Genomic DNA, 11,396 nt, shown 5'->3' with positions numbered 1-11,396 from the left:
TCCTCATGCGATGGCCCGCGCCGCGGTGATCAGGCCGGTGGTGGAGTGGCCCGGGAGGGTGGGCAGGATGACGACCTCGCCGCCGATCCGCCGCATCACCTCGGTCTCGGGCAGGTCGGCGGCGGCGTAGTCGCCGCCCTTCACCCACACGTGCGGCCGCAGCCGGTCGATCAGCGCCGACGGGTCGTCCTCGTCGAAGACGACGACGGCGTCCACGCAGCCGAGCGCGTTGAGCACGGCGACCCGGTCTGCCTCGCGGACCACCGGGCGGCCGGGGCCCTTGAGCCGTCGTACCGAACGGTCGGAATTGACGCACACGATCAGCGCGTCGCCGAGCGCCCTGGCCCGGCGCAGCAGGCTGACGTGTCCGGCGTGCAGCAGGTCGAAGCAGCCGCCGGTGGCGATCAGCCGCCCGCCGGACGCGCGTACCGCCTCGGCCGCCTCGCGCGGGGTGCGCGGATGGTCCGGCGCGGCCTTGACCCGGATCGCCGCCGCGCCGCCCGCCGCCACGAACCGGCCCGCCTCGCGCACTGCGACGGCGACGGCCTCCTCGGGGGTGGCCCCGTCGCGCAGCGCGAGCGCCGCCGCCACCGCGAACCGGTCGCCCGCGCCGCAGGAGTCGCGGCCCGCGGCCACCTCGGGCGCGGGCACCCGTACGTGTTCGCCCGTGCCGCGGGCGACCGTCGCGCCGTCGTCGCCGAGCGTCACCGCCACGGCTTCGGCGTGGCAGGAACGGGCCAGCCGTACCGCGGCCTCGCCGGGAGTCTCGGCGGCGTCGCAGAGCAGGCGGGCCTCGGCGGCGTTCGGGGTGACCAGCGCGCAGCCGTACGGCGGGGCGCCGCCGTTCGGGTGCGGGTCCCACACGACCGGGATCTCCAGGCCGTGCAGCAGCGGGCGGGCCAGGTCGGCGACCCCGCGCCCGTAGTCGGAGACCAGGACCACGGCCGCGTCGCGCAGCACGTCGTGGGGGATCCGGCCGGGCCCGGCCCGGCCGTCGCCGTCGTCCACCCGCACCAGGGTCTGGCCCTTGGCGCGGACGCGGGTCTTGCTCGCCGTACGTCCGCGCAGCGGGAGCGCGGCCAGCCGCACCCGGCCCGCCAGCAGCTTGCGCAGGACGTCGCCCGCCGGGTCGTCGCCGATGGCGGTGACCAGCGTGACGTCGGCCCCGTCGGCGGCGGCGAGCAGCGCGGCCAGCCCCGCCCCGCCGGGACGCTGGTGGCGGCCGGACTCCACCACCACGGGAACCGGGGCGTCGGGCGCGATGCGATCGGCGTCCCCGTCGATGTCGATGTCCAGCAGCACGTCACCGATCACCACGATGGGCCCGCGGGTCACTGCGGCACCTCCTCGATCACGTCGCAGAGCATGTGGATGAGCGCCAGGTGGAGTTCCTGGACGGTGCAGGAGTCGGCGGCGGGCACCGGCAGGGCGTCGTCGCAGAGGTCGGCCAGCGGGTTCGGCGCGGGGCCGGTGAGCGCCCAGGTGAGCAGGCCGCACTCGCGCCCGGCCGCGGCGGCGGCCAGCACGTTGGCGCTGGTCCCGCTGGTGGACAGGCAGATCAGTACGTCGCCGGGGCGGCCGTGCCCGTGTACCTGGCGGGCGAACACCGACTCGGGCCCGAAGTCGTTGCCGATCGCGGTGACCGTCGAGGTGTCGGCGTGCAGCGCGATGGCCGCGTAGGGGCGGCGGTCGGCGCGGAAGCGGCCGACCAGTTCGGCGGTCAGGTGCTGGGCCTCGGCGGCCGAACCGCCGTTGCCGCAGGCCAGCAGCCGTCCGCCGCCGGTCAGCACGGCGGCCAGCTTCTGGCCCCAGGCGTGGATCTTCACCGTCTCGCCGTCCAGCTCGCGGATGGCGTCGCTCAGTTTGGCCAGGTGATGGTGCATCGGTCACCCTCCTGCCACGGCCATCCGCTGCCGCCGGGCGGCGATGGCGTTGAGGTAGACGGTCTCGGTCGCGGCGGCCACGGTGGGCCAGCCGTAGCGGGCCTGGGCCCGGCGTTCGCCCGCCTTCTCCAGGCCGGCCCGCAGATCGGGGTGGCAGAGCAGTTCGCGCAGCGCGGCGGCGAGCGCGCGGGGGCGGCGCGGCGGGATCAGCAGGCCGCAGCCCGCGACGCTGTCCAGGTGGCCGCCGACCGCGGAGGCGATCACCGGCACTCCGCAGGCCATCGCCTCCAGCGGGACCATGCCGAACGGTTCGTACCACGGCACGGTCACCAGCACGTCGGCCGAGCGCAGCAGCGCGGGCACGTCGGCGCGGGCCACGCTGCCGATCAGCCGGATCCGGTCGGCCACGCCCCGGCGGGCCGCGAGCCCGGCCAGCCGTACGGCCTCCGCGTCGCGTACGTCGCCACCGGCGATCACCAACTCGGCCTCCGGCACCTGGCACAGCGCCTCGATGATCGTCTCGACGCCCTTGCGGGGGACCAGGCGGCCGATGCTCAGCACCCGGGGCCGGTCGCCGTCCCGGGCGGCCATCGGGCCGTCGGGCCGGAACAGTTCCAGGTCCACCCCGCACGGCACGACCCGCACGCGGGACAGCGGCACGCCCATCGCGCGCAGTTCCTCGGCCTCGTCGTGGCAGGTCGCCACGATGGCGTCGGCCCGTACGCCGATCTCGGTCTCGATGCCGACGCGCCGCGCCGGGCTGGTGTCCGCATCGCCCTGCCAGCGTCGTTTCACCGTGCCGAGCGCGTGATAGGTGTGCACGACGGGCACCGGCACCTCGCGGGCGGCGGCGAGCGCGGCCAGGCCGCTCATCCAGAAGTGCGTGTGCGCCACGTCCGGCGGGTCGGCCGCCCAGCGCGCGGCCAGGTGCCGGGCGAAGGCCGGCATGTGCGGCAGCAGTTCGTCCTTGGGCAGCGGCATCGCCGGCCCGGCCGGTACGTGCTCGACGGTCACCCCCGGGGCCATCGGCACGGCCTGCGGCCCGTCCGGGGACGTGCGGCGGGTGTGGACGGTGACCTCGTGCCCGCGCGCGGCGAGGGCCGTGGCGAGCGCGGCGACGTGTACGTTCTGACCGCCCGCGTCCACGCCGCCGACGGCCGCCAGCGGGTCGGCGTGCTCGGAAACCAGGTCGATTCTCACAGGATCGCCTCCTCCAGTGCGGCCGGGCGGTGTGCCGTCAGCCGGTGTACCGCGGTCACTACGTCGTCGGCGGTCACGGACGAAAGACAGGGATGGCCGGGGATCGGGCAGACCCTCGCCCGGCTGGCGCGGCAGGGCGCGCGCTGGTCGCCGAGCAGTTCCACCGGGACGCCGTAGGGGGCCCAGCGGGCGGCCGGGACGACCGGCGCGAACAGGCTGACCACCGGCGTGCCGACGGCGGCGGCCAGGTGCGCGGGGCCGGTGTTGGGGGCGACCAGCACGGCGGCCCCGGCGAGCACGGCGGCCAGTTCGGCGAGCGTCGTGGCACCGCCCAGGTCGCGGGCGTGGGTACCGGCCACGTGGGCGGTGAGCGCGCGTTCTGCGGGGGTGCCGGTGACCACGACGCGGTGGCCGGCGCGGGTCAGCGCGGTCACCGCCCGCGCGCACAGGTCCGGCGGCCACCCCCGGGCGGGCGCGGTCACGCCGGGGTGGACGACCACGTAGCCCGGCGGGCCGGTCAGGCGGCCGACGGCGGGCAGCGGGCGGCGTACGGCGAGCCGTCCGTCGTCGCCGGGCGGCAGCGGGAAACCGGCGGCCCTGACGAGGGTGAGCATGCGCACCGGCTCGGGGACGTCGGCGTCCTCGTCCACGGCGTGGCGGTGGTCCAGGAGGGAGCCGGGGTAGTCGTTGCTGATCGCGGCGATCCTGGGCACTCCGGCCAGGCGGAGCAGCAGCGCCAGGGGGAGCGCGGACTGGTGGAAGGACGTCAGGATCACGGCGGCGGTGGGGGCGGCCCGGCGTACGGCGGTGAGCAGTTCGTCCACATGGTCGTGGGTGACGGGCGGCGGCTCGGGATCGATCCACGGGACGCGCCAGGTGATGATCTCCGACACGCCGGGCAGCAGGCGGGCCGCCGCACTGCCGTACGGGCCGGCCAGCAGCACGACCTCGGCGCGGGCCGCGACGGCCCTGATGGCGGGACCCGCCAGCAGTACGTCACCGGCGTTGTCGGTCCGCGCCACCAGGACCTTCTCCCGGCGGACCTCCTCGCGCAGGGCGGTCATGCGGCCTCGCCCGTCCGCCGCGCGCCTCGTCTGGCACGCAGTTCACCTCGCAGCCGCCACGCACAGGCCACCGGTGGAATGAGCACGCTGGTGATCGACATCCACCGGATCTCCTCCGTCGTGCGCGGCCCCGGCGCGAGGCGGGCCCAGGCGAACTCGGCGGTCAGGCCGAGCCAGGTCAGCGCGGCGAGCGCGGCGACCCTCCTGGTACGCCGCCCGTGCGACCTCCCGGCGAGGATCGCCCCGTAGAGCGAGACCGCGAGCAGTCCGGCGGCGGTGGTCAGCGCGTGTTCGCGCAGCCGTCCCGGCGCGCCGATCGCGGACCGCCAGGCGGGTCCGTGGACCTGGCGCATCAGGGCGTCGTCGGCGTTGCCGCGCTGGCGCAGCACGCTGGCCCACGGGCCGTCGTCGCGTACCGGGTGGCGGGTGACGCGGCGGCCCTTGACCAGCCGGTATCCGGCGGCGGCGACGCGCAGCGCCAGGTCGGCGTCCTCCCGGTAGGCCCGGGGGAAGCGCTCGTCGAACCCGCCCACGCGTTGCAGGGCTTCGCGCCGGTAGGCGATGTCGGCGGTGATCCAGTCGGCGGCGGCCAGGCCGGCGGTGTTGCGTTCGGCGTCGGTGGGCCTGCGGTGGGCGGGCAGCGGTACGTGCAGCCTTGCCTGGCTGGCGGCCACGCTCTTGTCGGTGCCGGCCTCGGCTTCGGTCAGGTCGGCGCGGAGGGCGTCCCACCAGCCCGGTTGCGGGATCACGTCGTCGTCCAGGAAGGCGACCCAGGGGGTGCGGGCGGCCCGCCAGCCGGCGTTCCGCGCGGCGGCCGGGCCCTTGCCTCCGGTGCGCAGGACTTCGGCTCCGGGCGCTTTGAGCAGCTTCGCGGCGCCGGGGCGGTCGTCGACGACGATGATCCGCGCGTCCGGCGGGGCCGGGGCGAGCGCGGCGAGCACGTCGGCCAGGCACGGGCGGCCGATGGTCGGGATGACGACGGTGATCACGAGGCGAACACCCCGCTTCTGCGCACCACGTACGGGCCGAGCACCAGTACGTCCACCGGGGCCGAGCCGAAGCACTCCAGCGCGTCGCGCGGATCGTCCACCATCGGGCGGCCCGCCGTGTTGAGGCTGGTGTTGACCAGGACCGGCAGGCCCGTCCTGGCCTCGAACTCGGCCAGCAGCCCGGCCAGCAGCGGCTGCGCCGCCCGGTCCACGGTCTGCGCGCGGGCGGTGCCGTCCACGTGGACCACGGCCGGGATGCGGTCGCGCCACTCCGGCCGTACGTCGTGGACGAACAGCATGTACGGGCTTTCGGCCGGGCCGCGGGCAAAGATTTCGGATGCCCGTTCGGCGAGGACCATGGGGGCGATGGGCCGGAACTGCTCGCGGCCCTTGACGTCGTTCAGCCGTTCGGTGTTGCGGGCGTGGCCGGGGTGGGCGAGCAACGAGCGGTGGCCGAGGGCGCGCGGGCCGTACTCGGCGCGGCCCTGGAACCACGCCACGATCCGGTCTTCCGCGAGGTCGGCGGCGATGGCGGCGGGCAGGTCGGGCGGGCGTTCGTAGGGGACGCGGGCGGCGTCGAGCCAGGCGGCGAGTTCGGCGTCGGTCCAGCCCCGGCCGAGGGCGGCACCCGGCATCGGGGCGGCCGGCTCGCCGTACATGCTCGCCAGGTGCAGCGCGCCGCCGAGCGCGGTGCCCGCGTCGCCCGCCGCGGGCTGCACCCAGATCCCCTCGAAGGGCCCTTCGGCCAGCAGGCGGGTGTTGGCGACGCAGTTGAGCGCGACCCCGCCGGCCATGGTCAGGTGTCGCTCGCCGGTGCGTTCGTGCAGCCAGCGGGCCAGGTCGAGGAGCATTTCCTCCAGGCGGGCCTGGACGCTCGCGGCGAGGTCGGCGTGGCCCTCGGACCACGGTTCGCCCCTGGCCAGCGGCTTGGCGAAGACCGACCAGTCGATCGTGTCCACGCGGAAGCCGCCGTCGCCGGTGGCCATGATGAGTTCGCGGAGTTCGGGCAGGTGGCGTGGGGTGCCGTAGGAGGCCATCGCCATGACCTTGTACTCGTCGCTGGACCGGAGGAAGCCGAGGTGCTCGGTGACCTCCTCGTACATCAGGCCGAGGGAGTGCGGCAGGTCCTGGGTGGCGAGCACGGTGAGTTCGCCGTCACGGTAGTGGCCGGCGAGGTGGGAGACGGCCTCGCCGCGTCCGTCGCAGACGAGTACGGCCGAGTCGCGGTACGGCGCGGCCAGCCCGGCGGACGCGGCGTGCGCGATGTGGTGCGGGACGTAGCGGACCTGGGCGGAGTCCAGGCCGGGCAGCGCCGTGGCCAGGAACGCGGGCGCGCGGCGGGCGAAGGTGGTGCGCAGCGGCTCCCAGCGTGCGTCCTGCCCCTGCTGGCCCGCCCTGACCAGGTCGGGGTCGTAGGAGTACGCGACGCCGTCCAGATCCTCAGGGCGCAGGCCGGCGTGGGCCAGGCACCAGGCGGCGGCCTGTTCGGGGAGTTCCCAGGCGGAGAACGGGACCGGGCGCTTGCCGTGCTTGCGCCTGCTGAACCGCTCCTCCTCGGCGGCGGCGACGACCTTCCCGTCGATCACCAGCGCGGCGGCCGGATCATGGAATATGGCGTTGATTCCGAGAAACCGCATCTCATCTCCCCCGGGCGGTGGATTTGGTTCGGTCGGGCCATTGCTGACACTCGGGCTCTGACACCGCTACCGAGCGAAGCGCTTCTCAAACCTCGCGTTCTGTAGAAGTCCATGTGGGAGGCGCTCTGTACTGGCAACCGTCACTCTCCGTGGTTGTTACCCCGAGCTGGGGGCGGGTAGTGCGGAATTGTGGCGACAAATGTTGATTTGCCGGACTATCACCGTTCGCTTGCCGTACTGTTCGACCGCGACGGGACCCTCGTGCGGGACGTCCCGTACAACGCGGACCCCGCGCTCGTCACCGTCATGCCGGGGGCGCGCGCGGCCGTGGACCGGCTGCGACGGGCCGGCGTGCCGGTCGGCGTGGTCACCAACCAGTCGGGGGTGGCCAGGGGGCTCATCGCCCCCGGCGCGCTGCGGCGGGTCAACGAACGGGTCGAGGAACTGCTCGGCCCGTTCGACGTGTGGGCGGTGTGCCCGCACGCCGAGGACGACGGCTGCGACTGCCGCAAGCCGCGCCCCGGCCTGGTGCTGCGCGCCGCCGCCGCGCTCGGCGTACGGCCGGGCGACTGCGCGGTGATCGGCGACATCGGCAGAGACATGGCGGCGGCGCGGGCCGCCGGGGCCAGGGGCATCCTCGTGCCCACCCCCGTCACCCTGCCCGCCGAGGTCGCGGACGCGCCGGAGGTCGCCGCCACGATCGGCGAAGCCGTGGAGAGGGCGCTGGGATGAGAGTTCTGTTGTGGCACGTCCACGGGTCGTGGACGACGTCGTTCGTCCAGGGCGGGCACGAGTACGTGGTGCCGCTCACCCCGGACCGGGGTCCGGACGGCAGGGGCAGGGCACGGACCTACCCCTGGCCGGACAACGTACGCGAGGTCCCGTGGGACCGGCTGCGCGAGGAGCCGGTGGACGCGCTGGTGCTCCAGCGCCCGCATGAGATCGAGCTGGCCGAGCGGTGGCTGGGGCGGCGGGTCCCGGCCGCGTACGTCGAGCACAACACCCCTGCCGGGGACGTGCCCCGGACCCGGCACCCGCTCGCGGACCGCGACGACATCCCGATCGTCCACGTCACCCACTTCAACCGGCTCATGTGGGACTCGGGGCGGGCCTTGACGCTGGTCATCGAGCACGGAGTGGTCGATCCGGGGCACCTTTACACCGGTGAGCTGGCGCGGGCGGGGGTGGTGGTCAACGAGCCGGTACGACGGACGCGGGTGGCGGGGACGGACCTGCTGCCGGAGTTCGCTCAGGCGGTCCCGCTGGACGTGTTCGGGATGAAGGTGACTGGCCTGGCCTTTGAAGGGCCGTACGCGACCTTCGAGGACCTGCCGCAGCGGGAGATGCACGCGGAACTGGCCAGACGGCGGGTCTACCTGCACCCCTACCGGTGGACCTCGCTCGGCCTGTCGCTGATCGAGGCGATGACGCTCGGCATGCCGGTCGTCGCCCTGGCCACCACCGAGGCCGTCGAGGCGGTGCCGCCCGAGGCCGGCGTGATCTCCACCCGGACGGACACGCTCACCGGGGCTCTGCGGGCCTTCGCCGCCGACCCCGCCTACGCCAGGCAGGCCGGCAAGGCGGCCCGCGCCGCCGCCCTGGCCCGCTACGGGCTCGGCCGCTTCCTGGCCGACTGGGACCGGACGCTGGCGGGAATTGTCGGAGGCGTTTGACATCGTGTGCTCATGAGCGGAGCACTTGAGGGTAAGGTCGCGCTGGTCACCGGCGGCACGCGGGGCACCGGCCGGGGGATCGCGGCCGAGCTGGGCGCGGCGGGCGCGACGGTCTACGTCACCGGCCGCAGCACCCGCGCGGGCCGTTCGGAGGTCGACCGGCCGGAGACCATCGAGGAGACCGCCGAGCGGGTGACCGCGGCGGGCGGCGTCGGCATCCCGGTCCGGGTCGATCATCTGCGCACCGACGAGGTGGCCGCGCTGGCCGAGCGCATCGACCGCGAGCAGGGCCGGCTCGACATCCTGGTCAACGACATCTTCGGCGGCGACCACCTCACCGAGTGGGACACCCCGGTGTGGGAGCACTCCCTCGAAAACGGCCTGCACCTGCTGCACCTGGCGATCGACACGCACGTCATCACCAGCCACCACATGCTGCCGCTGCTGATCAGGCGGCCGGGCGGGCTGGTCGTGGAGGTCACCGACGGCACCACCGACTACAACGCGGTCAACTACCGGCTCAACACCTTCTACGACCTGTCCAAGTGGTCCGTCATCAGGCTCGCGTTCTCCCAGGCCCACGAGCTGGCCCCGCACGGCGGCACGGCCGTGGCGCTGTCCCCCGGCTGGCTGCGGTCAGAGGCCATGCTCGACCACTACGGCGTGACCGAGGCCAACTGGCGCGACGCCACGGCGAAGGTCCCGCACTTCGTCATCTCCGAGACCCCGGCGTTCACCGGGCGCGCGGTGGTGGCGCTGGCGTCCGACCCCGAGCGCGCCCGGTGGAACGGCCGGTCGCTGTCCAGCGGCGGGCTGGCCCAGGTCTACGGGTTCACCGACGTCGATGGCAGCCGGCCCGACGCCTGGCGCTATCTGGTCGAGGTACAAGACCCTGACCGGCCCGCCGACGCCACCGGCTACCGCTGACCTGGTTTCCGCGCTGCCCGAGGGGTAGGCGCGACGGTTGGGAGATCCAGAGCTTCGAGAAGGAGGGGCTGATGTCCGATCGAATCGAGCCCCAGACCGACCTGCTGTGGCAGGAGTTCCACCGCATCGTCAACATGACCTCGGAGGAGCTTCGCGCCTGGCTGCTGACCGACGCGTCCGGCGAAGACGCCTTCGACGCCGATCCCGATCTGGGCGTCGCGGGGCTGGGCCGGGGCGTGCTGCACATCCTCGGCAAACGGAAGGTCGATCTCACCGGCGACGACATCGAGGTGATGCGCCGCACGATCGACTACGTGGAAGACCGGCTGGCCGACGCGCCGCGCGACGCCGTCGCCGACGACGAGTGGCGGCACGAGCTGATGTCCGTGGGGCACGACCCGCTGCGTTCGACGGCGGCCGGCTGATGGAGTCTTCTTAGGGGGTGCCGATGCGCGCCGCGTACATCGAACGGCCCGGTCCGGCGACCGAGATCAGGTACGGCGAGCTGCCCGACCCCGAGTGCCGGCCGGGCGAGGTCGCGGTCCGGGTGGCGGCGGTGGCGGTGAACCACGTCGACACCTTCGTCCGGTCCGGCGCGTACGCCACGCCCGTCCCGATGCCGCTGGTCCTCGGCCGTGACCTGGTGGGCAGGCCGGTCGGCACTGATCGGTGGGTCTGGTGCAACAGCCTGGGGCACGACGGCCGCCAAGGCGCGTCCGCCGAGCTGGCGTGCGTACCGGCCGACCGGCTCTACCCGCTGCCCGACGGCGTCGATCCCGTCGCGGCGGCGGCCGTCCTGCACCCCGCCGCCACCGCCTACACCGGCCTGATCCACCACGCCCGGCTGCGGCCGGGGGAGACGCTGTTCGTGGAGGGCGGCAACGGCGCGGTCGGCTCGTGCCTGATCCGGCTGGCCACCGGGCTGGGCGCCCGCGTGATCGCCTCCGCCCGCGGCCCGGCCAAGGCCGAGACCTGCCGATCTTACGGCGCGCACACCGTGATCGACACCACCACCGCCGACCTCCGGGAAGCGCTGGAAGACCTCGCCTCCGGCGGCATCGACGTCTACTGCGACACCACCGGCCGCACGCCCCCGGCCGCGGCCGTCCCCACCCTCGCCACCAGGGGCCGCGTCCTGGTCCTCGCCGGATTGGCCACCGGCCACCCGGCCCCGCTCGACGCGGGCGCCCTGTACGTCCACGACCGCTCGATCATCGGCTTCGTGATCAGCCTCGCCACGGCCGAAGAGCTCGCCGAGGCCGCCGAATGGATCAACGCCGAGCTATCCGGCGGGCGCCTCCGCCTGGACACCAAGGAAATGGACCTGTCCCGCGCCGCCGAGGCCCACGAAACCCTGGAATCCGGCTCCCACAAGGGCCGCCGCCTCATCCTCCGAGTCACCCAGGGTTGATTTGCCGAGGAACAGCGTTCGTCCTACAGTGTGACCACTTCGACGAGACGCTCTCCAGAAGTACGCCGCAGGGCGAGAGCGTCCCACCTCACTGAGGTGCCGGAGGGGCGGCAGCCGTCTTTGCCGACCCTTCCTCTCGGAGGCATCACCCATGAACATCGGTATCGGCCTGCCCATCGGCGACCCGCCCGTCCTGCTGGACTGGGCCCGGCGCGCCGACGCCGGCCCCTTCAGCACGCTCGGCCTGCTCGACCGGCTCGTCTTCCACAACCCCGAACCCCTGGTCGCCCTTGCCGTCCTGGCGGGCGCCACCTCCCGCGTCCGGGTCCAGACCGAGGTGCTTTTGGCCCCGCTGCGCGAGCCCGCCCTGCTCGCCAAGCAGGCCGCCACCTTGGACCAGATGACCGGCGGCCGGCTGACCCTCGGCCTGGGCGTCGGCGGCCGACACGACGACCACCAGGTCGCAGGCGTCGACATGCACACCCGGGGACGCCGCCTGGACGAGCAGATGGCGGTGATGCGCCGCATCTGGTCCGGCAAGCCGTACGGCCAGGACGCCGGCCCGATCGGCCCCGCACCCGCCCGCCCCGGCGGCCCTCCGGTACTCTTCGG

At 74.4% G+C, this 11,396-nt stretch carries 12 protein-coding genes; 6 read left to right on the top strand and 6 right to left on the bottom strand.

Annotated features, from left to right (window positions below):
• Positions 1-3: 3 nt before the first annotated feature.
• Genes rfaE2 through C1I98_RS00035 form a run of 6 tightly spaced genes read right to left on the bottom strand, consistent with a single transcriptional unit; the run spans position 4 to position 6,773 of the window.
• Positions 4-1,335, bottom strand: coding sequence for a D-glycero-beta-D-manno-heptose 1-phosphate adenylyltransferase (rfaE2, locus tag C1I98_RS00060; RefSeq protein WP_111164971.1), 1,332 nt, complete (start codon positions 1,333-1,335; stop codon positions 4-6).
• The gene (locus tag C1I98_RS00055) at positions 1,332-1,883 is read right to left on the bottom strand and encodes a D-sedoheptulose-7-phosphate isomerase (protein WP_111164970.1); all 552 of its coding nucleotides are present in this window, start codon (positions 1,881-1,883) and stop codon (positions 1,332-1,334) included. The genes rfaE2 and C1I98_RS00055 overlap by 4 nt, the downstream gene beginning before the upstream one ends.
• Positions 1,884-1,886: 3 nt before the next feature.
• Positions 1,887-3,083, bottom strand: a complete 1,197-nt coding sequence (locus tag C1I98_RS00050; RefSeq protein WP_111164969.1) for a glycosyltransferase — start codon at positions 3,081-3,083, stop codon at positions 1,887-1,889.
• The gene (locus C1I98_RS00045) at positions 3,080-4,147 is read right to left on the bottom strand and encodes a glycosyltransferase family 9 protein (RefSeq protein WP_111164968.1); all 1,068 of its coding nucleotides are present in this window, start codon (positions 4,145-4,147) and stop codon (positions 3,080-3,082) included. Before C1I98_RS00045 ends, C1I98_RS00050 begins: the two co-directional genes overlap by 4 nt.
• The gene (locus C1I98_RS00040; RefSeq protein ID WP_111164967.1) at positions 4,144-5,136 is read right to left on the bottom strand and encodes a glycosyltransferase family 2 protein; all 993 of its coding nucleotides are present in this window, start codon (positions 5,134-5,136) and stop codon (positions 4,144-4,146) included. The genes C1I98_RS00045 and C1I98_RS00040 overlap by 4 nt, the downstream gene beginning before the upstream one ends.
• Complete coding sequence (locus C1I98_RS00035) at positions 5,133-6,773, bottom strand: carbamoyltransferase family protein (RefSeq protein ID WP_111164966.1); 1,641 nt, start codon at positions 6,771-6,773, stop codon at positions 5,133-5,135. Before C1I98_RS00035 ends, C1I98_RS00040 begins: the two co-directional genes overlap by 4 nt.
• A gap of 207 nt (positions 6,774-6,980) precedes the next feature.
• Here C1I98_RS00035 and C1I98_RS00030 point away from each other — a divergent pair, with 207 nt between their 5' ends.
• From C1I98_RS00030 to C1I98_RS00005, 6 genes are all read left to right on the top strand, one after another.
• Positions 6,981-7,505, top strand: a complete 525-nt coding sequence (locus tag C1I98_RS00030; protein ID WP_111164965.1) for a D-glycero-alpha-D-manno-heptose-1,7-bisphosphate 7-phosphatase — start codon at positions 6,981-6,983, stop codon at positions 7,503-7,505.
• Positions 7,502-8,446 (top strand): glycosyltransferase, encoded by a 945-nt coding sequence (locus C1I98_RS00025; RefSeq protein WP_111164964.1) that lies wholly within the window; start codon positions 7,502-7,504, stop codon positions 8,444-8,446. The genes C1I98_RS00030 and C1I98_RS00025 overlap by 4 nt, the downstream gene beginning before the upstream one ends.
• 12 nt (positions 8,447-8,458) lie before the next feature.
• Entirely contained in the window at positions 8,459-9,373 is a 915-nt protein-coding gene (locus tag C1I98_RS00020; RefSeq protein ID WP_111164963.1) for an SDR family oxidoreductase, read from the top strand.
• A gap of 71 nt (positions 9,374-9,444) precedes the next feature.
• Positions 9,445-9,798, top strand: coding sequence for a DUF3140 domain-containing protein (locus tag C1I98_RS00015; protein ID WP_111164962.1), 354 nt, complete (start codon positions 9,445-9,447; stop codon positions 9,796-9,798).
• Positions 9,799-9,821: 23 nt separating this feature from the next.
• Positions 9,822-10,784: a zinc-binding dehydrogenase gene (locus C1I98_RS00010; RefSeq protein WP_111164961.1), complete on the top strand. Its 963-nt coding sequence runs from the start codon at positions 9,822-9,824 to the stop codon at positions 10,782-10,784.
• Between the two features lie 151 nt (positions 10,785-10,935).
• Positions 10,936-11,396, top strand: a 461-nt coding sequence (locus tag C1I98_RS00005; protein WP_146607207.1) for an LLM class flavin-dependent oxidoreductase, incomplete at its 3' end; no start/stop codon positions are given.

Origin of the sequence: Spongiactinospora gelatinilytica, from assembly GCF_003236385.1 — a bacterium.
Classification (GTDB): Bacteria; Actinomycetota; Actinomycetes; order Streptosporangiales; family Streptosporangiaceae; genus Spongiactinospora; species Spongiactinospora gelatinilytica.
This window is presented reverse-complemented; position numbering and strand designations above follow the sequence as displayed.

Excerpts from the sequence above, each read along its gene's own strand:
- C1I98_RS00020 (WP_111164963.1), top strand. The coding sequence starts at position 8,459 with ATGAGCGGAGCACTTGAGGGTAAGGTCGCGCTGGTCACCGGCGGCACG.
- C1I98_RS00010 (WP_111164961.1), top strand. The coding sequence starts at position 9,822 with ATGCGCGCCGCGTACATCGAACGGCCCGGTCCGGCGACCGAGATCAGG.
- C1I98_RS00025 (WP_111164964.1), top strand. The coding sequence starts at position 7,502 with ATGAGAGTTCTGTTGTGGCACGTCCACGGGTCGTGGACGACGTCGTTC.
- C1I98_RS00035 (WP_111164966.1), bottom strand. The coding sequence starts at position 6,773 with ATGCGGTTTCTCGGAATCAACGCCATATTCCATGATCCGGCCGCCGCG.
- C1I98_RS00045 (WP_111164968.1), bottom strand. The coding sequence starts at position 4,147 with ATGACCGCCCTGCGCGAGGAGGTCCGCCGGGAGAAGGTCCTGGTGGCG.
- C1I98_RS00015 (WP_111164962.1), top strand. The coding sequence starts at position 9,445 with ATGTCCGATCGAATCGAGCCCCAGACCGACCTGCTGTGGCAGGAGTTC.
- C1I98_RS00055 (WP_111164970.1), bottom strand. The coding sequence starts at position 1,883 with ATGCACCATCACCTGGCCAAACTGAGCGACGCCATCCGCGAGCTGGAC.